General features: G+C 38.8%; 27 protein-coding genes and 2 tRNA genes. 19 read left to right on the forward strand and 10 right to left on the reverse strand.

The genetic code is table 11. The features are described 5' to 3' along the window. Positions 1 to 70 precede the first annotated feature (70 nt). The 3 genes from I573_RS04790 to I573_RS04800 all read right to left on the reverse strand — a co-directional run bounded on the left by I573_RS04790 (position 71) and on the right by I573_RS04800 (position 1323). A complete protein-coding gene (locus tag I573_RS04790) occupies positions 71 to 256 on the reverse strand; it encodes a hypothetical protein (protein WP_016186064.1) in 186 nt (61 codons plus the stop codon). A gap of 3 nt (positions 257 to 259) precedes the next feature. Next, positions 260 to 838: a zeta toxin family protein gene (locus I573_RS04795; protein WP_281168755.1), complete on the reverse strand. Its 579-nt coding sequence runs from the start codon at positions 836 to 838 to the stop codon at positions 260 to 262. A gap of 122 nt (positions 839 to 960) precedes the next feature. Then, positions 961 to 1323, reverse strand: coding sequence for a PaaI family thioesterase (locus I573_RS04800; protein ID WP_016186062.1), 363 nt, complete (start codon positions 1321 to 1323; stop codon positions 961 to 963). Between the two features lie 110 nt (positions 1324 to 1433). On the opposite strand from I573_RS04800, the gene menB reads away from it, so the two are divergent. From menB to menC, 6 genes are read left to right on the forward strand one after another with little or no spacing between them, the layout of a single operon-like run. Then, positions 1434 to 2249, forward strand: a complete 816-nt coding sequence (gene menB, locus I573_RS04805) for a 1,4-dihydroxy-2-naphthoyl-CoA synthase (protein WP_016186061.1) — start codon at positions 1434 to 1436, stop codon at positions 2247 to 2249. Then, on the forward strand, positions 2249 to 3694 hold the full coding sequence (menE, locus tag I573_RS04810; protein WP_016186060.1) for an o-succinylbenzoate--CoA ligase: 1446 nt from the start codon (positions 2249 to 2251) through the stop codon (positions 3692 to 3694). The genes menB and menE overlap by 1 nt, the downstream gene beginning before the upstream one ends. Further along, the gene (locus I573_RS04815; protein WP_016186059.1) at positions 3675 to 5018 is read left to right on the forward strand and encodes an isochorismate synthase; all 1344 of its coding nucleotides are present in this window, start codon (positions 3675 to 3677) and stop codon (positions 5016 to 5018) included. The genes menE and I573_RS04815 overlap by 20 nt, the downstream gene beginning before the upstream one ends. Next, positions 4993 to 6687, forward strand: a complete 1695-nt coding sequence (gene menD, locus I573_RS04820) for a 2-succinyl-5-enolpyruvyl-6-hydroxy-3-cyclohexene-1-carboxylic-acid synthase (RefSeq protein WP_016186058.1) — start codon at positions 4993 to 4995, stop codon at positions 6685 to 6687. The genes I573_RS04815 and menD overlap by 26 nt, the downstream gene beginning before the upstream one ends. Beyond that, positions 6680 to 7474: a 2-succinyl-6-hydroxy-2,4-cyclohexadiene-1-carboxylate synthase gene (gene menH, locus I573_RS04825; protein WP_016186057.1), complete on the forward strand. Its 795-nt coding sequence runs from the start codon at positions 6680 to 6682 to the stop codon at positions 7472 to 7474. The genes menD and menH overlap by 8 nt, the downstream gene beginning before the upstream one ends. Before the next feature lie 4 nt (positions 7475 to 7478). Next, positions 7479 to 8570 carry an o-succinylbenzoate synthase gene (menC, locus tag I573_RS04830; RefSeq protein ID WP_016186056.1) on the forward strand — a complete coding sequence of 364 codons (1092 nt, stop codon included), beginning with the start codon at positions 7479 to 7481 and terminating at the stop codon, positions 8568 to 8570. A gap of 34 nt (positions 8571 to 8604) precedes the next feature. Here the strand turns inward: menC and I573_RS04835 are convergent, their stop codons facing one another. Both I573_RS04835 and I573_RS04840 read right to left on the reverse strand, forming a co-directional pair. After that, positions 8605 to 9558: a Gfo/Idh/MocA family protein gene (locus I573_RS04835; protein ID WP_016186055.1), complete on the reverse strand. Its 954-nt coding sequence runs from the start codon at positions 9556 to 9558 to the stop codon at positions 8605 to 8607. A gap of 74 nt (positions 9559 to 9632) precedes the next feature. Further along, on the reverse strand, positions 9633 to 10994 hold the full coding sequence (locus tag I573_RS04840; RefSeq protein ID WP_016186054.1) for a hypothetical protein: 1362 nt from the start codon (positions 10992 to 10994) through the stop codon (positions 9633 to 9635). A gap of 246 nt (positions 10995 to 11240) precedes the next feature. On the opposite strand from I573_RS04840, the gene I573_RS04845 reads away from it, so the two are divergent. The 3 genes from I573_RS04845 to I573_RS04855 all read left to right on the forward strand — a co-directional run bounded on the left by I573_RS04845 (position 11241) and on the right by I573_RS04855 (position 14314). After that, on the forward strand, positions 11241 to 12464 hold the full coding sequence (locus tag I573_RS04845; protein ID WP_016186053.1) for an L-lactate MFS transporter: 1224 nt from the start codon (positions 11241 to 11243) through the stop codon (positions 12462 to 12464). A gap of 158 nt (positions 12465 to 12622) precedes the next feature. Next, on the forward strand, positions 12623 to 13645 hold the full coding sequence (locus I573_RS04850) for a helix-turn-helix transcriptional regulator (RefSeq protein ID WP_016186052.1): 1023 nt from the start codon (positions 12623 to 12625) through the stop codon (positions 13643 to 13645). Between the two features lie 21 nt (positions 13646 to 13666). Then, positions 13667 to 14314 carry a DUF998 domain-containing protein gene (locus I573_RS04855; RefSeq protein WP_016186051.1) on the forward strand — a complete coding sequence of 216 codons (648 nt, stop codon included), beginning with the start codon at positions 13667 to 13669 and terminating at the stop codon, positions 14312 to 14314. Between the two features lie 14 nt (positions 14315 to 14328). Here I573_RS04855 and I573_RS04860 read toward each other — a convergent pair whose 3' ends face one another. Beyond that, positions 14329 to 14886, reverse strand: coding sequence for a hypothetical protein (locus I573_RS04860; RefSeq protein WP_016186050.1), 558 nt, complete (start codon positions 14884 to 14886; stop codon positions 14329 to 14331). Between the two features lie 185 nt (positions 14887 to 15071). Between I573_RS04860 and I573_RS04865 the strand changes: the two genes are divergently transcribed. Both I573_RS04865 and fghA read left to right on the forward strand, forming a co-directional pair. Beyond that, positions 15072 to 16211: an S-(hydroxymethyl)glutathione dehydrogenase/class III alcohol dehydrogenase gene (locus tag I573_RS04865; RefSeq protein WP_016186049.1), complete on the forward strand. Its 1140-nt coding sequence runs from the start codon at positions 15072 to 15074 to the stop codon at positions 16209 to 16211. Then, positions 16201 to 17025 (forward strand): S-formylglutathione hydrolase, encoded by an 825-nt coding sequence (gene fghA / locus I573_RS04870; RefSeq protein ID WP_016186048.1) that lies wholly within the window; start codon positions 16201 to 16203, stop codon positions 17023 to 17025. The genes I573_RS04865 and fghA overlap by 11 nt, the downstream gene beginning before the upstream one ends. A gap of 43 nt (positions 17026 to 17068) precedes the next feature. On the opposite strand, the gene I573_RS04875 is transcribed toward fghA, so the two are convergent. After that, positions 17069 to 17941, reverse strand: a complete 873-nt coding sequence (locus I573_RS04875) for an alpha/beta hydrolase (RefSeq protein WP_016186047.1) — start codon at positions 17939 to 17941, stop codon at positions 17069 to 17071. Between the two features lie 179 nt (positions 17942 to 18120). Here I573_RS04875 and I573_RS04880 point away from each other — a divergent pair, with 179 nt between their 5' ends. The 4 genes from I573_RS04880 to I573_RS04895 are packed head-to-tail and all read left to right on the forward strand — an operon-like array spanning position 18121 to position 21737. Then, on the forward strand, positions 18121 to 19083 hold the full coding sequence (locus I573_RS04880; protein WP_016186046.1) for an ABC transporter permease: 963 nt from the start codon (positions 18121 to 18123) through the stop codon (positions 19081 to 19083). Beyond that, positions 19080 to 20033: an iron chelate uptake ABC transporter family permease subunit gene (locus I573_RS04885; protein ID WP_016186045.1), complete on the forward strand. Its 954-nt coding sequence runs from the start codon at positions 19080 to 19082 to the stop codon at positions 20031 to 20033. Before I573_RS04880 ends, I573_RS04885 begins: the two co-directional genes overlap by 4 nt. Continuing rightward, positions 20030 to 20788 (forward strand): iron ABC transporter ATP-binding protein, encoded by a 759-nt coding sequence (locus I573_RS04890; RefSeq protein WP_016186044.1) that lies wholly within the window; start codon positions 20030 to 20032, stop codon positions 20786 to 20788. The genes I573_RS04885 and I573_RS04890 overlap by 4 nt, the downstream gene beginning before the upstream one ends. 16 nt (positions 20789 to 20804) lie before the next feature. Continuing rightward, the gene (locus I573_RS04895; RefSeq protein WP_016186043.1) at positions 20805 to 21737 is read left to right on the forward strand and encodes a siderophore ABC transporter substrate-binding protein; all 933 of its coding nucleotides are present in this window, start codon (positions 20805 to 20807) and stop codon (positions 21735 to 21737) included. A 42-nt stretch (positions 21738 to 21779) separates the two neighbouring features. Here the strand turns inward: I573_RS04895 and I573_RS04900 are convergent, their stop codons facing one another. Beyond that, positions 21780 to 22817, reverse strand: a complete 1038-nt coding sequence (locus tag I573_RS04900; protein WP_016186042.1) for a M42 family metallopeptidase — start codon at positions 22815 to 22817, stop codon at positions 21780 to 21782. A 170-nt stretch (positions 22818 to 22987) separates the two neighbouring features. On the opposite strand from I573_RS04900, the gene I573_RS04905 reads away from it, so the two are divergent. The 4 genes from I573_RS04905 (at position 22988) to I573_RS04920 (ending at position 25787) form a co-directional block, all read left to right on the forward strand. Further along, positions 22988 to 23770 carry a TraX family protein gene (locus I573_RS04905; protein ID WP_016186041.1) on the forward strand — a complete coding sequence of 261 codons (783 nt, stop codon included), beginning with the start codon at positions 22988 to 22990 and terminating at the stop codon, positions 23768 to 23770. 116 nt (positions 23771 to 23886) lie between these two features. Next, the gene (locus I573_RS04910) at positions 23887 to 24348 is read left to right on the forward strand and encodes a LytTR family DNA-binding domain-containing protein (protein WP_016186040.1); all 462 of its coding nucleotides are present in this window, start codon (positions 23887 to 23889) and stop codon (positions 24346 to 24348) included. A gap of 1 nt (position 24349) precedes the next feature. Next, positions 24350 to 24757, forward strand: a complete 408-nt coding sequence (locus I573_RS04915; protein ID WP_016186039.1) for a hypothetical protein — start codon at positions 24350 to 24352, stop codon at positions 24755 to 24757. A 79-nt stretch (positions 24758 to 24836) separates the two neighbouring features. Further along, complete coding sequence (locus I573_RS04920) at positions 24837 to 25787, forward strand: nucleoside hydrolase (protein WP_016186038.1); 951 nt, start codon at positions 24837 to 24839, stop codon at positions 25785 to 25787. Positions 25788 to 25843: 56 nt separating this feature from the next. Here the strand turns inward: I573_RS04920 and I573_RS04925 are convergent. Both I573_RS04925 and I573_RS04930 read right to left on the reverse strand, forming a co-directional pair. Beyond that, positions 25844 to 25915: transfer RNA gene (locus I573_RS04925), tRNA-Gln, on the reverse strand. Between the two features lie 6 nt (positions 25916 to 25921). Beyond that, positions 25922 to 26002: transfer RNA gene (locus I573_RS04930), tRNA-Tyr, on the reverse strand. Between the last annotated feature and the right edge of the window lie 195 nt (positions 26003 to 26197).

Consider the following 26197-nt stretch of genomic DNA (forward strand, 5'->3'; position numbering starts at 1 on the left):
TATCTAAAATACAGGAGGCTTTTTTTATGGAATTACTTAGCGGTACCTTATCATTTAATGGAGTAAATTGTTATTTTTTATTTTTAAAGCGAACTGCAATCGCATAAGATAACAGTAATAAAACCAACCAGTATAAGATGCCGATAAAAGCTCCTAATGGAGAATTTGGAACGATTGCATTGGCAACGTTTTGGAATATCACATTTAAGGCAATGAAATTTAAAATAGTTTGCAACACCACAAAAAATAGGTTCATATACTAGAGCCTCCAATTTCTTAATTTTAGATGTTCAATATCAATATCATAAGCATCATCGATCAGCAAGTAATCTAGATCCATTTTTTTACAATTTTCAAGATTCTCTACATTTTCTTTGATCAATGCATTCATCGACAAAGAAGAATCATGATGCCCTCTGTTTTCGATTACATTCGCCCAATCTTTTATTTGAGTGAAATGAGTTGAAATATATGCTTCGCTCATAATCAAACAAAGATAGTTGATTTGTTTTAGCGTATTTTCGTCAAAATCTTTTTTCCAATCAAATGGGATATAGCAACCTTCAACGATCAGATTTTGTTTATTTTCAATCGCCGTTTTGATCATTTCAGACGTGATTTTCCACAGATAAGGAGTCAAAAGCGCATCGTCTTCTGGGGTTAGAGTTGTTTGCTGGCTTCTAATCAAGCCCATTTTTAGATGATCCATAGAAAAATAAGGGTAGTAATATTTTTCTAATAATTTCTGAGCTAAATTTGTTTTACCAGTGTGTGTTGCTCCAGCAATCAGTATAATCATAACCCGTTTCTCCTTTGGTAATGGATTATCGCACTGCAATAATCAAATCGTTTCAATAATTATACCTTATCTTAAATATTTTGGTTAACTCACGAATAAAAAAATAATGGCTTGTGCTAAGCAAGAATAAAAGCCTTCAGGACCATCCTGAAGGTTTTTATCTAGTTATACCTCACCGTCAGTGTACAACGACCAACGGCGATTTTACGTTGTTTTTCATCATAAATGACCGCTTGCCAAACTTGCATCGTACGTCCGATGTGATCGGGTGTCGCACATACAGTTAAGTTAGCTGTTGTGACACTTCTTAAGTGATTGACATTCAGATCGACACCGACGGCAAATCCAGTATCTAATTGTTCGTTTGCTCCCATACTGCAAGCTGTCTCGATCAGAATACCATTGATGCCACCATGCATGATACCAAAGGGTTGCTGGTGGTCTTCTTTGATTTCCATAGTTAATTCTACGGCTTCTTTTGTGAGGATTTTGGTTTGAATATGAAACAATTCTAATAAATTCATCTGATTTGCTCCTAAATCTTGAGATTTTCTTACTTCACAAACGGGTTTTTTTGGAAAAACCTAGTGATTGTGTATAATAGTAACGTAAACAATCAAAGGAGGTCAATTCTGTGAGAGAATGGCAAACGATTAAAGAATATGATGAAATTTTATTTGAACAACATGGTAAAGTAGCAAAAATTACAATCAACCGTCCGGAAGTGCATAATGCCTTTACACCAAAGACTGTTTTTGAAATGATCGACGCGTTTTCAATTAGTCGCGATAAACAAGATGTCGGCGTAATTATCTTAACTGGGCAAGGCGATAAAGCCTTTTGTTCTGGTGGAGACCAAAAAGTACGTGGACATGGTGGTTATGTAGGTACCGATGAAGTGCCACGTTTAAATGTGCTTGATTTACAACGTTTGATTCGTGTGATTCCAAAACCAGTTATTGCGATGGTAAAAGGATGGTCAATCGGCGGCGGAAATATTTTACAATTAGTATGTGATATTACGATCGCAGCAGACAATGCGAAATTTGGTCAAACAGGACCGAACGTAGGAAGCTTCGATGGTGGATACGGTTCTGGTTACTTAGCACGTGTTGTAGGTCATAAAAAAGCTAAAGAAGTTTGGTTTATGACAAAACAATACACAGCTCAAGAAGCTTTGGATATGAACTGGATTAATACTGTCGTGCCTTTGGATCAAGTGGAAGATGTGACGATGGAATGGGCAGCAGAAATGTTAACGAAGAGTCCTCTTGCATTGCGTATGATCAAAGCGGCACTGAATGCAGATACCGATGGATTAGCAGGGATCCAACAATTAGCTGGGGATGCGACTTTACTTTACTATACAATGGATGAAGCCAAAGAAGGTCGTGATGCGTTTAAAGAAAAACGTCAACCTGACTTCGATCAATTCCCTAAATTCCCGTAATGAATAAAACGAGTTGGCTTCAACGTCAAGCGTTGCTTCATCCAAAACGACTAGCTTTTTTGACCTCAAAAGAAAGCTGGTCGTTTTCTTTGTTAGCGCAATATGCTCAAAACACTGCTGCCTATTATTACGAGCTATTGCCAGCAAATACGACGCGCGTGGCGATTTACAGCCAAAATCATACGAATTTATATTTAACGATTCTAGGTCTTTGGGAACTAGGGATCGAGATCCAATTTTTAAATCGTCGTTTAACGAAATCAGAAATGTTGTATCAATTACAAGATGCGAATACTCAAGTGGTTATCACAGATGATGCGCATTTGAGTTTTGAATCGATCGTAGCATTTGGATTTCCAAATTGTGTGGACCTTCCAGTAGCTACGGCTCATTTTGATTTAGGCTATCGTGAGGATCAAATCGCTTCGATCATGTATACTTCAGGTACAACAGGCAATCCTAAGGGAGTTCCGCAGCGATTTTCAAACCATCTTGCAAGTGCTAACGCTACGAAAAAAAATATGCACTTGGATGCACACGATACGTGGGGGCTTGTGTTGCCACTATTTCATATCAGTGGACTTTCGGTACTGTTGCGTTCTGTAGCCTTAGGTTTGACGGTACGCTTTTACGATGATTATGCTATCGATACGGTCATTGCTGATGTGAAGACAGAGAAGGTTACGATTTTATCGTTTGTCACGAAGATGCTGACAGATTTTGTGACAAATACAACAAAAGCATACCCTGGATTAAAAGCGATTTTGTTAGGTGGTGGACCTGTTAGTAAGCACTTACTCGAACAAGCTAAAGATAAACATATTCCGGTATTGCAATCGTTTGGTATGACGGAAACGTGTTCGCAAATCGTCGCGTTACCATTTGATCAAGCGACGAAAAAACTTGGTTCAGCAGGCTATCCTCTAGAAAATGTGACGATCCAGATCCATCAACCGGATGAAAATGGTATCGGTGAACTGTATGTCAATGGTCCTTCCGTAGTCAAAGAATATTTAAATGGTCGCGCTCAGGATAGCTGGACGAAGACGGGCGAATTAAAGACGGGCGATTTAGCTTATTTAGATCAAGATGGCGCTTTGTATTTGGTTAGTCGATTAAGCGAATTGATCATTTCTGGTGGAGAAAATATTTATCCTGCAGAAATCGAGCATGTATTAGTCCAACTTCCCGAAATTTCAGAAGCTGCCGTAGTCGGACTTTCAGATGCAACATGGGGGCAAGTTCCAGTAGCCTATCTCGTATTAAATCAGCACACGAGTGTCGCACAAATCGAAGCAATATTGAGGAAACAATTAGCAAAGTATAAATTACCTAAAGCGTACTACATTGTACAAGAGATTCCAAAAACAGCAAACGGCAAGCCATTAAAACGCTTGTTTTTGACAAAAGAAAGAGTGAACACTATTGAGTATCAACTTACCTAGCGTATATCAGAATATTAAAGCGCAACAGATCATTAGTTATGATTACCCGATTACGATTGAAGAAGGTGCGTCTTTATTTTCCTATTTGCCCAAAGAGGACACGCGCTTTTTTTGGCAAACGCCTGATCAATCGATAACGTATTATGCAAGCGGAAGCTGTGTGGACTTTCCGATCGATGACTCTTTGCCAACACGCATTGCAACGTATCGAAAGCAGTATTTGTTTCATGATATTCCTACAAAAGTCATGGGAGCTTATCCATTTGATTTAGATGATGCTAGAGAATCTAAAGAGTTTGGGTCACTAGCGACAGGAGGATTTTTTATTCCTCGTTATTTGATTGAACAAACACCAGAGAAAACGACAGTTATTTTAACGACTACAGCTGGTGATTCTTTTGAAGAGCTGACGCAAACATTTGAACAAATGGCCAAGCATGTCTATCGTCGAGCTACGGTCGATGGAAAAAATAAATTGATGTTGAAGCAAGAAATCGGAGTACGTGCTTGGAAAGAAACTGTTCAAGAAGCCGTCGATACGATCGTCAAACAACATTCACCAATCAAAAAGATCGTATTAGCTCGACAGATGCAGATCTTGATGTATGAACCATTACAAGCACAAGCTGTACTCACCCGTTTGCAAGCACAACAACCCAATACGTATCTATTTTTCTATGAACGCAAGGACTATAGTTTCTTAGGAGCGACGCCAGAACGTTTACTTGCGGCAACAACAGAAGTCGTCTATACAGCAGCTGTGGCCGGATCGATCGCACGTGGTAAGACTTTAGAAGAAGATGTGCAATTTGGTCAAACTTTACTCGATTCAGCTAAAAATACCCATGAGCATCAAATCGTGGTGGATCGAATCATAAGAGAGCTGCAACCTTTTGTAGACGAAGTTAAAATCTATGATCGAACATTGCTTAAAAATCGTGATATCCAGCATCTTTATGCGGTTATCGAAGGACAACGTTTGCCACAGTTATCTTTTCTAGAGATGATCAAACAACTTCATCCAACACCAGCACTTGGAGGCGAACCCAAAGCTTTAGCTGTAAAATGGATTCGCGATCATGAAGTAATCAATCGCGGACTTTACGGTGCACCGATTGGTTGGGTCTCATTAGTAGCAGACGAAGGAGAATTCGCTGTTGGGATTCGTTCAGCTGTGTGCCATAAAAACCAAGCGATTTTATATGCTGGTTGTGGAATCGTAGCGGATTCTATCCCAGAAGAAGAACGCCAAGAAACACAAATTAAATTTCAACCAATGTTAAGGGGGATTTTAGGCGATGACGCATCAAGAAACCATGACTGATTATATTTTGTCGTTGATTGAAGGATTTACCGCTGCAGGAATCAAAAAAGCAGTGATCAGCCCAGGTTCACGTTCGACACCAGTTGCGTTGCTTTTGCATCGCGATCCACGTATAGACACACAAATCGCGATCGATGAACGTTCAGCTGCCTTTTTTGCTCTAGGTCAAGCCAAGGTAGACTTGGAACCTGTGTTGCTTGTATGTACGTCCGGTACTGCGGCAGCCAATTACTATCCAGCGATTTGTGAAGCAAAAGCCAGCCAAGTACCTCTTGTGGTGTTGACAACAGATCGACCGCCAGAATTACGCGATGTTGGGGCTCCGCAAGCGATGAATCAACAAGATTTATATGGCAAACAAGTGAAAGGCTTTACTGAATTGTCCGTTCCAGAAAGCACACCCAATATGTTACGTTATGTCCAGTTTCAAGCGAGCCAACAAACCCGTTTAGCTATAGCCGCGCCAAAAGGACCAGTCCATATCAATATCCCATTACGTGAACCTTTATTGCCTGACTTTTCACGTCAAGTACCTTCTGTCGTGCAACACATGATCGAACCGAAAATCGATGTGACGGATGCGAAAGAGTGGTCGACATATTTAGCTAAAAAAGGGATGATTGTTGTGGGGGAAGAACGAACACTACAAGAAGCGTTACAGTTGTTACGTTTAGCAGAGGCTCTAGGTTGGCCAATTATTGGTGATCCATTGACGAATTTAGCCAATGCAGGAAAAACGAGTTCGGTATATATCCGTCATGCCGATTTGATTTTTTCAGCAGGTGTTTCTGCTGAATTCCAACCAGAAGTCGTGTTGCGTTTCGGTCGTTTGCCCGTTACAAAATCAGTGATGCAGTGGCTGATGAACTTACCTTTATCAACAGAGTGGTTATTTGTCGATGAAGGGCAACAATGGCATGACCAATTGCAATGTGCCACTGTCTTTTTACCTTATCGTGTATCTGATTTCGTGCAAGCAAGTCTTTCTACAGCGACTGTGTCCGATACGAAGTGGACAACGATGTGGGAAACGCGTCAAGCGCAAGCTGCGACTATGGTGGAGGAAACAGCCGAACTTCAAGAGTTAAATGAAACCAGTGCAGTCTATGCCGCACATCAGCGACTCGCTAATAGCGCACAACTTTTCGTTTCAAATAGTAATGCGATTCGTTTGTTGGATCGTTATATACAAAACAAGCCCAATGAAGCCAAAGTTTTTGGAAATCGTGGAGTCAATGGAATCGATGGGATCACGTCGACCGCAGTTGGTGTGGCGATGGAAAATCCGACAACTTTGATTACAGGGGATTTAGCATTTTTCCATGATATGAATGGCCTACAATTGGCAACATCCCTACAGGTACCCTTAACAATTGTCTTACTAAACAATAATGGTGGCGGTATCTTTTCTTTTCTGAGTCAACGTACTTTGGAGAAAACTGATTTTGATTCCTTATTTGCAACGCCAACTGATTTGGAATTTGAACAAGTGGCAAAATTATACCAGATACCCTATCACGTACCTAGTGATCTAGATGAACTAAACGAGTTACTTGATCAACAATCATCTGGACCTAGGATCATTGAAGTAAAAGGTCAGTTTGCTGAACCAGTCACGTTATGGGAAACCTTAGTCGCTAGCTTTAAAGCAGTTGTTGCAAATGAATAAGTATCATTACGAGTGGCTAAATGGTTGGAACAAAACACGTCCGACTTTGATGTGCTTACATGGGTTTACTGGGACGCTTCATACGTTTGACTGTTTACGTGACGTCACAGATTATAATATTTTAGGAATTGATCTCATCGGTCATGGAAAAACGCAGAGTGTAGAGCCTACTGACTATTCAATGCTTCAAGTTGTCAAAGAGTTAGTAGCACTTAAACAGCACCTACTTCCTGAAGAAAAAGTCGTTGTGCTTGGGTACTCGATGGGTGCGCGTGTTGCGTTGGCTTTTGCGATGTCCCATCCAGAAATGATAGAGAAATTGATTTTAGAAAGTGGGTCACCAGGGTTAAAAACAGTTGAGGAACAAGAGACTCGTCGCAAGCATGATGCGAAACTAGCGGAACGCTTGCAGACAAGACCACTAGTAGAGTTTATTGATTTTTGGCAGGAACTCCCTTTGTTTCAGACGCAAAAAGCATTGCCGCAAGCGACACAACAAAAAGTCCGTCAAGAACGTTTGACGCAAGATCCGCTGATGTTAGCCTATAGTTTGTTGTATATGGGGACGGGAAGCCAAATCGAATATTGGTCCACACTTCAAACACTACAAGTTCCAACATTATACCTAGCAGGAACAAAGGACCAAAAATTTTGTCAGATCGGCCAGGAAATGAGTACGATCGCGCCAAACATCATCTACCAAGAACTTCACGCAGGTCATTGTATTCATTTAGAACAACCTGATGCATTCTGCCAAAGGATTGAAAATTTTTTAGAAAGTCGGTGACGTTATGAAAATCGTAAAGGTACAGTATCAAACTGGTGAATTGCCTTTTTTAGAACCCTTTCAAACGAGTTACGGTGTCACCAAAACGAAGTCGTTTGCTATTGTGACGGTTGAAGACGAAAGTGGTTTGGTCGGAATCGGAGAGCTTGATGCACTTGTGACGCCGGATTATATTGAAGAAACCTTTCAAACCTCTTTACTAGCGTTAGACAATTGGTTGATTCCAAGTCTAGTTGGTCAGGAATGGGAACATCCAAAAGAAGTGTTCGAATTATTTGCGACGACACAAGGATTTTTAATGGCGAAATCCGCGTTGGAAACAGCTTGTTGGGATCTGTTTGCCAAAAAAGAACAGTCTAGTTTAGCCGCTGTACTAAAAGGAGCACCTATTCTAGATGAAGCTATCGAAGTGGGAGTTAGCATAGGTATTATTTTAGATCTCGACAGCTTAGTGCGAAAAGTGGCGACTTATTTAGATCAAGGGTATTCACGTGTGAAGCTAAAAATCAAACCAGGTTATGATCTTGAGCCATTACGTGTATTGCGACAAGCATTTCCACGACTGATTTTGATGGCAGACGCTAATTCTGCTTATGAAAATCTTGACGATTGGGACCTGTTTGATCAATTAGATCGTTTGAATCTTGCGATGATCGAACAACCTTTTGCCAAACACGATTTTGTTCGTCATGCACAGTTACAGCAACAGTTGAATACTGTGATTTGTTTAGATGAAAATATTCGTTCACTTGATGACGCAAAAACCGCGATGGCACTTGGAAGTTGTCGTGCTGTGAATTTAAAGATTCCCCGAGTCGGTGGGATTCAGCCAGCACGTGAGATTTTAGCTTATTTACAGCAGCAAGATTGTTTAGTTTGGCTAGGTGGAATGTATGAAGCTGGAGTAGGACGAGCAGTAAATCTACAATTTTCGGCTTTTGCCAACTTTACTTATCCAGGAGATCTTTCTGCTTCTGATCGTTATTTTGCAGAAGATATCGTCACACCTAAAGCAGAGATTCATCGTGGGAAATTAGCGATTCCTCAAGGTGTAGGAATTGGAGTGACCTTAGATAGTAATATTTACAAGTCGTAAACTAAAAAAGCGATGACGCTCGTCATCGCTTTTTTTATAATGCAGTTATTCCGGCTTTTAATTGATCAATGATCTCAGCACAACGTAAAGAATCACTAAGTGGCATAATAGGACTTTCATACTGTCCATTTTCATAACAGGTCATTGCATGGGTGATCTCACCATAAAAATCATCGATTGTATACGGACAATCGACTGTTTCACTTACGCCATCGCGTTCGATTATAAAACGAGTTGGACGGTGAAAATCTGGGATTGTGATGGTACCAGTCGTCCCTTTAAAAACAGCTTTCGCCTCTTTAAATTGATCAAATCCAGATTCGATAGTGACCGCAATAGTGTCTGAAGAAAGTCTGGCCTCAACAGCAATCTCAATTCCATTATCATGTAACGTCGCTTGAATTTCTTCTAATGACAAAGGTGTTTTAACGAAATCTTCAATAATCCCGACATTATAGATCCCCATATCAAGCAAACAGCCACCTTGGATAGGCAAATAATGATAGGTCGTACCTTCTTGTGGCATGTGACGGCGTAAAGATGTTTCGATTTTTTTCAACTCACCGATCTCCCCAGCTAGAATGTGTTGACGAGCTTGTTCATATGCCGGTGTAAAGCGACTTTTCATCGCTTCCATAAAGAAAACCGGTTCTCTTGACCATACGGCATGGAGTTCTTTTAATTCGTCTGCTGATAAGACGAGCGGTTTTTCACATAAGATCGCTTTTTTTGCGTGAATCGCTTGCAAGATCCACTCGAAATGATAACGATGTGGTAACGCGATATATACGAAATCGACTTTAGGATCATCTAGTAATGCTTGATAGTCTGAATAAGCAATTTGAGCGTGGTGTTTTATTTTAAAAGCCTCTGCTTTTTCTTGTGTTCGATTCGCTACTGCATACAAACTTGCTTGTTCTACATGTGCTAAACTTTCTGCAAAACGATGTGCGATCGTTCCCGCACCAATTATTCCCCAACGAATCATAATCATCCTCATTTCTATCGTTTTGTTCAGTATAACAAAGAATAACCGTTTACACGATAAAAAAACCGATACGATCATTGATCGGTATCGGTCTTTGGTAAGATATAAGCAACGTAGGCTACTAAAATCAAGGACAGCACACATAAACAATTTTTAACTGTTTGCATCAATAAAATGGTTTGAGTTGCGGTAGCGTCGTAGTCCGTTAAACCAAAAAAAGTATCAAGGGGTAAACGGTAAATTAAAATAAACGCCAAAATCAATAACATCGATAAAAACTGGTGCGTCATACTGCCTTTGTTTTGTGTCGTAAATTTGATAGCGATTCGACGATCACTTGGTAACTCTGACGTATCGTAGTAGGTTTGATTTAACCAAGAACTTGTTCCGTTACGGAAAAAACTTAAAATAAACAGCGTAAACGGCAAATAGATCGGAAGTAAAAAGGCTACAAATCCTAACCCAAGTCCGGCTAGTTGAATATATAAAGGATTTGTTTTCGGAAATAGCCGATGCACTTTTTTTGTAAGAAACATCGCTAAAAATAAGCCTAAAACATAAGGTAAATAAAGGTAAAGTGTGACTTTTCCGCCGCCATAAACCGCTTTGATATAAAGTGAACAAAATAAAAAGAGTAAATTTCCAAACATTCCATTTAAAAACGTTAAAAGATTCAACCACAAAGGCAATTTCCAGTATTTCTTTGATTGACTAAGCGACCAGATACTGATCATAAACAGTAACGTCACACCAATCAACGTTAGCAATAATACATCTTGATTGATCAACAGGCGGCTGCTGCGTAGTAACAAAAGCAAGACGAAAAATCCTATAAATAAGCTGAGTTCTTTTTTGGCGATCAGCGCGTGTTCTGGTTTCTTCATCGGAAATTTTTGATGAGGATAAGTTTTGATCGAACGATACGCAAATAAAAACAGTAACGTATAGATCCCTAGTGTCAGTGGGATTTTTAATGTACCACTAGTACTCATTGGAAGGATCAATGCAATAAGAAAGATCAAGACCCATAAGTAATTTGGATTAGAATACCCGGTGAGTTTTTGTTCTTTATGCTGGTAACTCATCGTAAGATAAGCCGGTGTGAACCATGCCGCACTAAATCCTAACAGTGCACCAGATAGAGTGAAAAAGAGTGGGTTTACACTACCTAAGATTCCTAAAAAAGAGCCAAATCCACCTAAACCTAGTGCTACGACTAAGATCGTATAATTATTTAACGTGGTCTGTAATCCCCGAATCAAAAAGATGGCAGTCATCCGAAATGTATAAAATAAGACGAATGGTAAAATCGTATAGATATGTTCACCATCACTTAAACTAAGGTATAAAATAAATGGCACAATGATCAATGTATTGCTGAGTAAAAAGGGAATGGAACGATCGAATCCTTTAAAAAGCGTTGCGATAGTTTTCATACGAATACTCCTTGATTATGGTATAACTTAGTCTATCACTAAATGAAAAACTTGCAAAAGTATTCTATAAAAAAATTGAGATCATGAAGACGCTCTCTTTTTTTAAAATCTGAACGTTCGTGAAATAAAAATGCAAAATGTTCATATTTTTGTTTTTATTTATATTTTTTTGCCGTATGCTAAAGATGCAATTATTTATTTTGCGAATAACAAAGAGTATTTTAAAGAAGAATCGGAGGGGTTTTAGTGAAACAACAACGCTATATTGTCGCAACAGCAGGAGTCTTATTGCATTTGATGATCGGTTCGGTGTACGCCTTTAGTGTCTTTTCCGTACCAATCGCGATGAAAACCAACTGGTCTGAATCTTCTATCTCACTTACGTTTAGTTTAGCGATTTTCTTTTTAGGAATGTCTGCCGCGTTTATGGGAAGAATAGTCGAGCGTTTTGGTCCTACAGCAACTGGAACATTATCTGGAATCTGTTATGGAATAGGGACGATTTTAACGGGTGTGGCGATCTATACTAACGCATTATGGTTATTGTATTTAGGATACGGCATTATCGGAGGACTTGGGTTAGGTGCGGGATATGTGACGCCGGTTTCCACTATTATCAAATGGTTCCCAGATAAACGTGGTCTAGCAACAGGTCTGGCGATTATGGGGTTTGGTTTTGCTGCATTACTAACAGGTCCAGTCGCGCAACAATTGATGGAAAGTATCGGGCTTGTGAATACTTTTTATGTCTTGGGGATCGTATATGGAGTCGTAATCGTGACCGCAGCACAATTTATTAAACCACCGCAAACGAAAACAATAAAACAACATATCGATACACAGGAGATGACTGCCAATCAAGCAGTAAAAACACCGGCTTTTGCTTTTTTATGGTTGATGCTATTTATTAATATCAGTTGTGGAATCGGCTTAGTATCTGCCGCTTCCCCTATGGCTCAAGAAATGACCGCGATGTCTCCAAGTGTTGCTGCATTTATGGTAGGGATTTTAGGATTATTTAACGGATTCGGCCGTCTGATTTGGGCTACCTTATCTGACTACATTGGGCGCCCAATGACGTTTACTGTGATGTTCATCGTCAATATCGCGATGTTCTTTAGTATTTTGACATTAGGAAATATGTATCTGTTTGTCTTAGCCTTTTGTTTACTACTTTCTTGCTATGGAGCAGGCTTCTCTGTGATTCCTGCTTACCTAGGAGATGTTTTTGGGACAAGAGAATTAGGCGCGATTCATGGCTATATTTTAACTGCTTGGGCAATGGCTGGACTAGCAGGTCCGATCTTATTATCTTATATGCATGAAAAAACGGGCAGCTATTTAAGTTCATTAGCTATTTTTATCGGATTGAACTTGATCGCAGTAACGCTCTCTGTCGTTATTCGTCGCTATTTACCTGCAGCAACTACAAAATCTACAGAAAAAATGGTCTCTACAAACGAATTGTAAGCAAATACGCATGATTTAGTGTACACTAGGTCATGTGTATTTTTTTGAGTAAATTTAAATAAAAACTAGTAAAAGGGTTTCATCACATAGATTATTTTAATAAAATAACGATAGAATAGCTTATGGGATCCAGTACTCTGATGAAAGGACGATTGCCGATGAATAGTCAAAAACGGATTTTAACGATTTTTTTCGATCTATTAGAAGGAAAAACATTAACTAAAAGTGAGTTAAAAGAAACCTATGAAACAGGGGACTCGACTATTCAGCGTGATATTCGTCTGATCAATGAGATGCTAAATGATCAAACCTATACAGAAGAAGACGACATCCCTGTGACGCAACTAGAGCGTGGGCGTTATCAATTAAGTGAAGGACTCAAGTTCCATAAATTATGCTTTACTGATACAGAATTACTCGCGATTTTAGCCATTTTACTATCTAGTCGTGCATTAGATCGCGAAGAGATGAAACCAATCGTGGATAAGCTGATCAAATCCGCAAATGATTCTAAACGTTTAGAAGAGCTATTAAAGAATGAAAAAATCTTTTATGAAGGTGTACCCGATCATCCGGTTTTAGATCGGATTGCATTTATTGCTGATTGTGTGATCGAAGGCAATGAAATCGAATTTACTTATACGAAAAATGGGCAAACAGAAACCTTGCGACGTATTCCTAAAGCGGTTTATTTTTCTGATTTGTATTTTTATATGATCAGTGCTAAAGAAACTGCACAAGACGATAATGATTTATTGGCGTTAAATAAATTTCGCATCAATAATATGGTTGATCCACAGATCGTAGAATCGCAATATCCAGGCTATGAAAATTGGAATGAGCGCTTTGAAGGAAGTATTTTACGTCGGCAAACCAATTATCCTTTTTTTGGAAAACCAATCAAACTGGTCATCGAGTTTTATCATGATCCAACTTATGTTTTGGATCGATTTCCTGATTCGAAAATCGTTGAAAAAAAACCGGGTATGTGTCGCATTGAAATGAATGTTAACGATGGGTATGGCATGCGGATGTGGTTGATGAGTCAAGGACAAATGGTTAAAATTATTCGCCCGCTTTATATGCGGCAATATCTTTTAGATGAAATGAAAGCAGCTTTAGCACATTATGATCGAGCGATTGTCGAGCATCAAACACAAGAAAATTTACGCTTGCTATAAAGTGGAGAAAAGAGGACAAAGATGATCAAACGATATTTTTGGTATTGGCTTTTAGGATTTGTAGCCGTTGATTTTTTAACTCCATATGTTTTAGCCTTTTTTTATCCAGGTTATCACCCATTACGACAAGTCATTAGTGACTTAGGCGAAAAAGGAAGTCCAGTGGAAGCGACATTTGGCTGGTTGTCTGTAGTGTCAGGCTTTTTGTTATTACTAAGTTTACCGGGTCTTACAGCTTACTTAAAACAGTTTGCCTCTACAAAAATCAGTCTATTGATTAGCGTATCTTTGGCTATTTTTGCACTGGGTCAATGTATATTATCTGGTATTTTTAGTGTGGATCGTGATGCGGAAACATTACAGTACTCGATGATCATTCATCAAGTAGGTTCTGCATTAGGCAATGTCGGGATGTTAGGTTTTCCTTTACTAGTCAGTATCGTAGCTTACAAATTTAACCATAAACGTGCCTATTGGTTTTTAGGATTATTTATTTTTTCGATTGCTTTGGCTTCATTGAATGGATATGCTCAAGCACATGGTTGGATTTATAAAGGTGTTTATCAGCGTTTATCGATGATTGCGATGTATTTACCCATTGTATTTGTCTTAGTTGATACGTATACAAAACGGACAACATTTATCCATAAAAAAACGCATGCTCTTTAGTTGAGCATGCGTTTTTAACGATGAAAATAACGTTTTAATCTAGGTAGATGCAACAGCCAAGCGACTAATAAACAAGAAATGACTTTATCCAATCCATTTTCTAAAACGGAAGACCAGTAAGTTGCCATAAACATATTTTCACCAGAACGATGGAGTATTGAAACGACTAGATTGGTCATTGTACGAGAAAATGAGTACCCCCCATAAATCATCAAGCGTAAAATTGTACTGACAAAGGAAGCTAAAATCGCGGAGGTCAATCCAGCGATAATCGCTCGTAGGTAAGTGAATTCTTTTTTTGCAAACCATGAAATCACGATTGCAATGACAGCACTAAATAAAGCAAAAGGAATCACGGCTGGACCAAAAAAAATCCCGGCAACTAGATTGGTCGTTACTCCAGTTAAAATCCCATAGCGCATCCCGAACACGACTGAAATAAATACTGTTCCGATACAATCTAAAAATACAAGTGGCAACTGAAAGGTGACAACAGTTAAACTCAATACGATGTTAAATAACACTGCAAATGAACAAAAAATCAGTGGACGTAATTGTGTACGTTGATTCAAACAACAAACTCCTCTACAATGACATGATGTGTAAATAATATCAAAATTTTTTTTAAAAGAAAAGTAGAAAGTGTACAATTTTATTTAAAGTCAGTTTTTTATCCTCAAGCGAATAGCTATAGTTTTGAAATAAAATTCGTTATACTATATACGTGAACATATAGAAGTAGAAAGAAGGAATAGAAGTGGTAAAAAGTAAAGCAGCTGTCGCCTTTGCGCCAGGAAAACCGTTAGAAATCGTAGAAATCGATGTTGCAGAACCAAAAGCAAAAGAAGTCATGGTCAAAATTTTATACACGTCTGTTTGTCATACCGATGCATTTACCTTATCTGGAGATGATCCAGAAGGAGTTTTTCCAGCCGTTTTAGGACATGAAGGAGCGGGTGTTGTTGTCTCAGTAGGAGAAGAAGTTACTTCTGTAAAACCAGGTGACCATGTGATTCCTTTATATACTGCAGAATGTGGTGAATGTAAATTCTGTTTATCTGGAAAAACGAACCTATGCTCGGCAGTTCGTGAAACACAAGGAAAAGGTGTGATGCCAGATGGAACGACTCGTTTTTCTTATAATGGCGAACCGATTTATCATTACATGGGTACAAGTACATTTAGTGAATACACCGTAGTGAATGAAATCAATTTAGTAAAAATTGACGAAGAAGCACCGTTAGATAAAGTTGCCTTATTTGGTTGTGGGGTGACGACGGGTCTAGGTGCAGTAAAAAATACAGCTAAAGTTGAAGAAGGCGCAGTGACTGCCGTATTTGGTCTAGGCGCGATCGGTTTAGCAGTTATTCAAGGATTAAAAAAAGCCAACGCAAAACGAATTATTGCTGTGGATACAAATCCTCGTAAATGGGCATTAGCGAAGAAAATGGGCGCAACTGATTTTGTTAATCCGAAAGAATTTGATCGTCCAATTCAAGAAGTATTAGTTGAAATGACGGACGGAGGGGTCGATTATAGTTTTGAATGTATCGGAAATGTCGACGTGATGCGTTCAGCACTTGAAGCTTGTCATAAAGGTTGGGGTGAAAGTATCATTATTGGTGTCGCAGGTGCAGGAAAAGAAATCAGCACACGTCCATTCCAATTAGTAACCGGTCGCGTATGGCGTGGTTCGGCTTTTGGCGGTGTAAAGGGACGTACAGAACTTCCAGGTATGGTTGAAGATTTTATGAATGGTGAAATCGATTTGGAATCTTTTATCACTGGTCAATTAGACTTTGAAGAAATCAATCGTGCATTTGACTGGTTACATCAAGGTGAATCGATCCGTACGATTTTAACTTACGAGGGAGCTGAAGCCACAGATGAATCTTGAGCAAATTGAACAGCATCTAGTATTTGGTGCGAAACAAACGCGTTATCGCCACTATGCCAACACGCTAAACAGTGAGATGACCTTCACTTTATTTTTACCAGAAAATCCTAATGATCAAGTCATATCATTGATTTGGTGGCTATCTGGCTTAACCTGTACCGATCAGAACTTTAGCCAAAAGGGACAATTTCAACGATATGCAAATGAACAAAATGTAGCCATCATCATGCCAGATACTTCTCCGCGCGGTGAGGCACACGACGTATCTGACTGGGATCTAGCACAAGGTGCGAGTTTTTATGTCGATGCGACACAAGACCCTTATCGTGAACATTACCAAATGTATACCTATTTGACTGAAGAACTACCTGAATTGGTTTATCCATTGATCCCGAATTACTCAGGAAAAGAAAGTATCATGGGGCATTCGATGGGAGGACATGGAGCGTTGATGATAGGATTAAAAAATCCAGAACGATTCATGGCGATTTCAGCATTTGCTCCAATCACGAATCCTAGTCAAACACCGTGGGGCCAAAAAGCATTTGAGGCTTATTTAGGCGATAAAGATTGGACGTCTTGGGATGCGACGAGTTGTTTAACACAAGCTACAGTTGTTCCTCCGATGTTGATCACACAAGGAAGTGCTGATGAATTTTACGAGGTGCAATTAGAGGAAACGAATTTTGTGAGCGCAGCTAAAGCAAAAGAGGCGAACTTAACGTATCAAAAAGTAGCAGGCTATGATCACAGTTACTATACGATTGCGACATTTATTGAAGAACATTTGAAATTTCACAAGCAGTATATTTAAATAAACAAAGAGGGTGTGACAGATTTCTGTCACACTCTCTTTTTTAGACATATTGTTTGAAAAAAGCCAGTTCATCTAAGTTGCATACTTTTGCAATAGCTAATTTTTGATCCACATGAAATACATGTCCTAAAGGCGAGCCATCTGGCTGAGCATAGCACGTATAGAGCGTAGGGATTTCTAGTGCGACTAAGCGTTCATGCAGACGAGGTGCAAGGTCTTTTAGAAAATCATCTGTGGCCGTCATTAAAAATGTTGGAGGAAAGTTGCTTGTTAAGTGTGCTTCTACTGGGAATTGTTGGACGATCTTTTTTGGATCGACGCCTTCAAAATAATAATCAAAGGCTTCTTGAGGAGTGTCTTCTTCCCCCATAAAATAGTGCCCACAGTTTAAACCAACTGCTTGAAATTGCAGATTTGGTACAGTGAAATCAAATAAAGCTGCATATTCAGGATTGCTCACAATCGTCGCGTATTGCTCCGTTAACTGTCCACCAGCGCTATCTCCTAATAAAACTAAACGTGTTGGATCGATAAAATACTCATTTTGATGATCTAAAATAAAGTGCATGACTTGATTGGTGTCTTCTAAAGGAGCAGGATAGGCATGCTCAGGGGCTAAACGATAATTGAAATTCACTACAGTAAACCCTTGTGTAGCTAAAAACATCGTATAAAAACGGTACAATTCTTTATCCCCGTAACAAAATCCACCACCATGGATACTAATGATCGTAGGCAGAGGTGCTGTAGTGCCTTTTGGATAATAGATATCGCATAAATTGTCTACACCATAAGGACCATAAGCAAGATCACGGTGAATGACTAAGGTTTCAGGTTCGATCAATCCAGCATCGCGTAGAGCATCATGTTTCGCAGCTTGTGTGCGAAAGGCTTCAATCTCAGTTCGATTCATAAAAGTCTTCCTTTCTTTTTGAAAACGTTATCTTTAGTATACTCGAAATGTTTTAAGAACAAAAGCCGAAAAATACTGTGAAAAAATTCATTAAATGTAAAATAACGCTTGTCAAACGAATCAATTTCTCCTACACTTAGAACAATGAGATTGAGAATCATTCTCAACAAGAGGTGGAGGTGAGGAATACGATAAAAAAATTAGCAGCGATTATACTCTTGCTCAGCTTAAGTTTTCTCTCACTAATTATTGGTACGAAGGAACTTTCACTGCACGAATTGTTCCTAAGCGATCATGATCAGTGGTTTATTTTGATTCAAACTCGAATTCCACGGACGATTAGTTTGGTATTCGCTGGCGCAATGATCAGCATTGGCGGACGTGTGTTGCAACATTTGATGCAAAATCGTTTTGTATCTGCCAATACGATTGGCATGATGGACAGTGCCCGCTTAGGGATGTTGATTGTGATGTTGTGTCTGCCAAATGCGTCGATCTTTATGAGAACCGGTGTCGCATTTTTATTTTCGTATGCAGGCGTGTTGCTATTTTTGGGCTTAAGTCGCTTTTTGCCACGGGGAAATCCATTGATTTTACCGTTGACAGGGATCATGTTTGGCAACGTCATCGGAGCGATTGCATCTTTCTTTGCCTATCAATACCAGCTTGTTCAAAACATCATCTCTTGGTTACAAGGGAATTTTTCGATGGTAATCAAAGGTCAATATGAACTGATTTATCTCACAATACCTGTATTACTGGCTGTTTATTTTTTAGGCTATCAAATTACCGTGGCCGGTTTAGGTGAAGAAGCCGCTACTGCATTTGGTTTATCTTACCAACGATTATTGTGGATCGTTTTGGCATTAGTCGCTTTAGGAAATACTTCTGTATTGCTACTAGTTGGGAGTGTTCCTTTTTTAGGGATCGTTGTCCCAAATCTTGTCGCATTATATTTTGGTGATCACGTAAAGCATACGATGTGGATCACTGCAGTATGTGGAAGCAGCTTACTTATCGTGTGCGATTTGATTGCACGACTTGTCATTGCCCCTTATGAATTGCCTGTAAGTGTCGTTGTCGGCTTGGTTTGTGGTACATTATTTTTATTTTTGTTATTTAAAAAGGGGGTTCGTTCATGAGGAAAACCCTCTATCTGTATATAGGTCTAGTAAGTTTAGCTATTTTTCTTATTTTATTTTATTTATCTTTTCATACGTATGGCAATTGGTCATTTGCTTTATCTCTTCGTGGTAAACGAGTGATGGCCTTTATACTTGTTGCCTGTGCGACAAGTATCAGTACGATCGCCTTTCAGACTATTACGCATAATACTTTGTTGACGCCTGGAATTTTAGGGTTCGATCAAATCTATGTATTGATTCAGACGTTATTTTTCTTTTTTCTAGGAGGAAGTACAGTCTTACAAAGTCATTCTTTACCTCAGTTTTTAGGGAGTATTTTTTTAATGGTCTGTTTGAGTACAATACTCAGTTTTTTATTATTAAAAAAAGCAAATGGAGATATTTTTTTAGTCTTGATGGTCGGAATCGTGTCTGGAACGATTTTTTCGAGTATCAGTACGGCGTTACAAGTCGTCATGGATCCAAATGAGTATGATCTATTGCAAAGTAAGTTATTTGCTAGCTTTGGTCAAATCGATACGCAACATTTTTTCTGGGCTACGCTATTGATCGTCGTGGGCAGTACGATTCTTTTTTTACTCGCTCCAGAATTAGATGTAACGCACTTAGGTAGACATCATGCAACGGTTTTAGGTATCGATATGAACTGGTTGCAAATCATTGTGCTAGCCAGTGTCGCAATACTTTCAGGGACAGCAACAGCACTCGTAGGCCCGACTATCTTTTTAGGATTTATCGCTGCCACACTTAGTTATCAGTTATTTAAAACCTATCACCATCGTCTGTTATTTATGGGAAGTACACTGATTAGTATTTGTTTATTAGTTGCCGCACAGATCTTAGTAGAACAAATTTTTGCGTTTAATGTGACGATCAGTACCGTGATTGAATTTACAGGTGGAGGGTTGTTCTTGCTAAAAATCATCCATGAAAGGAGTCGCACATGATTCAAAGCGAACATTTATCAAAACAGATTCAACGAAAAGAAATTTTAACGGATGTGACGACTACGATTCCAAAAGGCAAGTTAACTGCTTTTGTGGGTCCAAATGGAGCAGGAAAGAGTACTTTTTTAGCTACGATCAGTCGGTTAACAGATTATGATTCAGGCGAGATCTATCTAGAAGAAGAAATGATCCAGCGAGTCAAACCCAAACAATTAGCCAAACGTCTTGCATTTTTAAAACAAAGTAATCACATTGCGTTGCATATTACGATCGAAGAGCTTGTCGGCTTTGGACGTTACCCTTATACGAGAGGACGTCTGACAAAAGAAGATCAACGTATCATCGATTGGGCTATGGAGAAGATGACATTAACCGCAATCAAGCAACGATCGATCCATACCTTATCAGGTGGACAACTACAACGAGTATATATTGCGATGATTTTAGCACAAGATACGGATTATATTTTACTCGATGAACCTTTGAACAATTTAGACATGAAGCATGCCAATCAATTGATGCATGTTTTAAAAGAACTGGTTGAAGTTGATCAAAAGACGATTATTATCGTGTTACATGATATCAATTTTGCAGCCAGTTTTGCGGACTATGTGATCGCAATGAAAGAGGGCAAGATCATGGCAGAAGGAGAGACGAGTAAAGTCATCACCTCGACCTGTTTATCTGATTTATACGATTTACCAGTTACCGTACATGAGCTAGAAGGACAACTTATCTGTACGTATTTCAAATAAAAAAGGGAGAATGAGTATGAAAAAAATATGGAGTTTGATCATCATCATGAGTTTAGGAATGGTTGTAGCAGGCTGTCAGAAAACGAGTGCTACGACTGAGAGCAATGAAAAAACAGTTGAAGTGTTGGACAGTACGAACCAAAAAATCACAGTACCTGCCACGCCTAAAAAAATCGTCGTATTTGATAGCAGCTTGTTGGATACAGTTGATGCACTAGGTGAAGGAGACAAGGTCATTGGTGTACCTGTCAAAAATCTACCAACTTATTTAAAACAGTACGGTGATCGTGAATCTGTTGGCGGTGTCAAAGAGCCCGATTTAGAAAAAATCAATGCATTAAAACCTGATTTGATTTTGATATCATCTCGACAAGCAGATTTTAAAGACGAATTAGCAAAAATTGCACCAACTGTTTATTTGGCAACGGATATCAAAGATAGCTGGAGCTCTGCACAAAAAAATATTGAAACAGTCGCGACCTTGTTTGGCAAAGAAAGTGAAGCGAAAGCAAAAATTGCTAAGATAAAAACGAGTATCGATGCTTTAAAAACTAAAGATCAAGCGTTGAATGCACGTTCATTGGTCGTGATGACAAATGAAAATAGTTTGTCGGCTTTTGGTCCAGGTTCACGTTATGGTATTGTGTATGATACATTTGGATTAACGCCAGTCGATGAGACATTAGAACCATCGACACATGGTGCAAGTATTTCTTATGAATATATTTTAGAAAAAAATCCAGACTACATTTTTGTCGTCGATCGTACGAAAGCTATCGGTGGTGATCAAAGTACGACGAACCTCGCAGACAACGAATTAGTCAAACAAACGAATGCGGGCAAAAATAACCATGTGATTACACTTGATCCACAAGTTTGGTACTTAGCTGGATCTGGTTTAGAATCATTGCCGATTATGATCGATGAAATTTCAAAGGGACTAAATTAAAACAAGACAAGATAGATTAAAAAATCTATCCTGTCTTGTTTTTTAATGTAATGGATGTTCAATATAAGCACAAAGTAACTCAAACGTGTGTTTAAGCGCATCTACATGTGTGCGTTCCATTCCGTGGCTACTTGCAACGCCAGGTCCGATCAAAGCGGCACGAATATTGGCGCCACCGCGTAAAGCCGCTGAGCCGTCACTACCATACATTGGGTAGATATCGACTGCATAGGAGACTTCTTTTTGTTTTGCCAGTTCGATCAAATGTGTTGTCAACTCATAGTCGTAAGGTCCAGATGAATCTTTAGCACAAATCGATACATCGTATTCGGTACAAGCGAGATCTAAACCGATACAGCCCATATCAACGGCTAATAATTCTGTGATCTCTTCAGGAATCCAAGAGGCACCGTGACCAACTTCTTCATAAGTTGAAAAGATAAAGATCAAGTTTGTTTTGGCACTCAATGTTCCATTTTTTAGTTCACGTAAAAGACTTACAAGCAGTGCTACAGACGCTTTATCATCTAAGAAACGTGATTTTACAAAGCCATTTTTTGTCACGACGACTTTTGGATCGTAAGCGACAATATCTCCATTTTGGATTCCTAAAGCGTCAACGTCTTCTTTAGTATTCACTTTTTCATCTAGTTTTACAAATAGGTGATCAATGTCTCGCTCTTTAGTAGCCGCATCAGGAAAGACATGGATCGAAGGAGCATCAGATAAAATAGTTCCTGTATAGACTTTGCCGTCACGTGCGATGATTTCACAATATTCACCATCTAGAGTAGGTGTCAATGGACCGCCTAATTTCGTTAATGCTAATTTACCTTCTGGAGTGATCGAACGAACCATTAATCCTAATGTATCGACGTGGCCACTTAATGCACGAGTGGTTGTTTGGTCTTCACCTGTAACAAAGACAAGAAGATTTCCTTTTGGTGTCGTCGTTGTCTCAAATCCGATTTCTTCGATTGTGTGGCGTAAAAAATCGATCGCATTTTTTGTATAGCCAGTCGGACTATTGATGCTCAATAATTCTGTTAAAAAATCAAGTGTCGTTTCTTGTTTAAACATATGCTGTCCTTACATGGAAAAACTCCATGCCTTTCTTATTGTTTCGACAAGTGTCGTTAGTCAAAATATAGCACAACGAAAAACTCTGTCAAATTCAGACCAGAGTAGGAGGTATGATTGGTCTAGTATTGGTATAGTCAGTGGAGAAAAAAGAGTAAGGGAGAACGAAGATGCAAAAGGGACTTACGCATTATCAGTTAAAATGGATTGGGATCATCTTTATGGTGATCGATCATGTCAATACCAATTTCGGAGCACAGCTTCATTGGCCACTTTGGGTATCATTACTCGCACGTTTTGTAGCACCACTGTTTGTTTTTATGATGGTTGAAGGCTTCTTTTACACAAGAAACCGAAAAAAATATGCTAGTCGCTTATTGATTGGTGGATTTGCGATGTTAGGCATTAATATCGCACATAATCTATTGACCCATAGCACGTTTACGCATCCGATCACCGGACAGTTTGATCCATTTTTAGTGATTCAAGGAAACAATATTTTCTTAACGTTAGCTTGGCTTTTTTTATTTATTTGGAGTATCGATACGTGTCGAAAACAAACAACTTGGAGTCGAAAATTGGGGTTTGCTAGTTTAGCGTTACTATTGATTCCGTTGATTTTATTTAGTGAAGGAGGACCATATGAACTTATTTTAGCATTAGTATTTTACTGCTTTAGAGGCAATCTAAAGCGTATCAGTCTTGCGATCCTGACATTTTCGGCGCTCTTATTTATTCATGCATACCTCACATATGCACAAGGTGGGAATGGAACATTTTACCAAGTCTTCACGTTCGATAACGAGTATATGATCGCTACTGTATTGCCATTTTTATATGCATATAATGGCAAATTAGGCGGTAGGGGCACACGTTTTGATAAACAATTTTTTTATTATTTTTACCCAGTACATCTGGTTGTTATCTATATAATCAAAGCTTTTGTTGGATAAGCATCGCGAATATTCGCGGTGCTTTTTTTGCAACAAAAAGTAGAAATGTGCAACAAACAAAAAATAGCGAGTGATCTTGTATAAAGCATGCTACAGTAAAGATAAGGAGGGAGAAGATGAAGATAAAATGGTTTTTTGATCCGCAGCTAGATCGTAATCAAGCGAATATTTCGCTACACCCAAGCCAGCGTCATTTAGTTTCGCGATTTGAGCAAACACTTCAAGAAGAACCGATACTAGAAGTCATCGAGCCACAAACTCATCGTAAAAAATACTTGCCTGTAACGAAAATTTTAGCAATTGAAGCGATGGACCATCTTTCAAAAGTTTATCCACTTCATGAAGAGGTCGTTTATGCAAAAGGGCGTTTGAAAGACTTTGCTTATTTGGCGGATGTTGGGTTAGTCCGTATTAATAATACAACCATTATCAATTTGAACGAGATCGAAAGTTTTCAAACCGAACGCAATGCATGTTTGAGTGTGTACACTACTCAAAAACAAGTATTTCGTGTCAGTCGCCATTACGTCAAAATGATTCGTCAGCAATTCTTAGATGGTCAAAAAGGAGGAAACTAAAATGCAACGCTTAAAAAATCAAGTCTTACAGATCATATTATTTTCATTTATTTGGTTACTTGTCATTTGTACTCTTATTGGTGGTAATGCACGTATCGAGCTGTTCTATGTATGGAAGTTATTGGCGATTTCAGGGATTATCGGGAGTGTTTTTGGCTTTCTTTATCCCTATACGTGGGAGTATTTGACTTGGTCGGCTTTGTTCAATAGTATCGTGATGACTGGGGTAAATGTTGTAGCAGGATATGTTTCGTTGTATTTATTCTCAGATATATTGTTTTCATTTATCTTGCCTTATTGGTGGGCAGTGTTGCTTGTCACTTTAATTTTGCATCTATTTATGTATCAGTTTTATCGTCGTTATGAGAATCGAAAAATTGCTCGTCAATTAAATCGATTGAAAGACTAAGAAGAATTTCTGTCTTGTCTATATCATTTGCGAAACGCTTTCAAATATGGTCTACTAAAAGAAAAAAAGGAGAACCTACATGAAAAAGCTGATTTTAGATGTAGATACGGGAATCGACGATGCATTTGCGATCTTATACGCTTTATCGCAGTATGAGCAAGTAGAATTAATTGGGATTACCACAAGCTTTGGCAATGTTTTAGTACAGCAAGCCACAAAAAATACGTTACAAGTATTGGAGTTGTTTGAAGTAGATATACCCGTTTATCAAGGTGCTGCTGCAAGTTGGGGAAATCAAACGTATACTGTACCGGATTCATTTGAACGTGTGCATGGTCGAAATGGAATCGGTGAATATCACTTGCCGATACCACGAGCCACTCCTAAAGAACTGACTGCTGTGGATTTTTTGATTGAAGCCGCAAATAAGCATCAAGATGAGTTGATCGTAGTCACGTTAGGACCGTTAACGAATTTAGCCGATGCACTCAAAAAAGCACCCGAAACTATCAAAAAAATCGGCAAGATCGTATGTATGGCAGGAGCGCTGACGATTCCTGGTAATATTACTTCTGTTGCAGAAGTGAATGTCTACAATGATGCTGCGGCAGTAAACTATGTATTTGAACACCTTTTTGTAACGGTCGTAGGACTCGATGTGACGCTACAAACGATGATCACAAAACAAGATATCGCTCGTTTTGATCGGAAGAATAAAAAAGGTGATTTTTTAGCCGCAATTGCGGAGTATTATTACCAAAATGAATATGCAGAGCAAGACTATGGTGGTGCTTTACACGATCCATTGGCTGTCGCGATTGCATTAGAAGAAGGATTTTGTACCTCTTTTATCGAATTAAACCTAACTGTTGAGCAAACGGATCAAACGTATGGGCGCATGATTGGAAAACTAGATGAATTAACATTGATTCCGAAACGAACGCGCTTTTGTTTGCAAATTGATGCCACACGTTTTGTTGATCATTTTGTTGAATCCTTGGCGAAGTTTAGTGGAGCTAATAACAAATAAGCTAAAATTGAAATAACAAAAAAAGCATCGTAGAAAATCTACGATGCTTTGCAGTACTGGGGTAGCTGGATTCGAACCAACGCATGAGGGAGTCAAAGTCCCTTGCCTTACCGCTTGGCTATACCCCAATGAAATGGAGGAGAGTGGATTCGAACCACTGAACCAAAAGGAACGGATTTACAGTCCGCCGCGTTTAGCCACTTCGCTACTCCTCCAAAAATCAATACCTGAATAACAGGACTTACTTATAATACAATAACAATAAAAGAACGTCAACCATATTTCACTACTTTTTTTAAATTTGTGAAAAAATAATAGTCAACGTATTCAACAGTATGATTTATACATAAGATTATGAAAAAATTATTTTATATTTTAATTTTTTTATCATAAAAATCAAGGCGAAACCT

It is taken from the genome of Enterococcus sulfureus ATCC 49903 (genome assembly GCF_000407605.1).
In the GTDB taxonomy this organism is placed as follows: domain Bacteria; phylum Bacillota; class Bacilli; order Lactobacillales; family Enterococcaceae; genus Enterococcus_G; species Enterococcus_G sulfureus.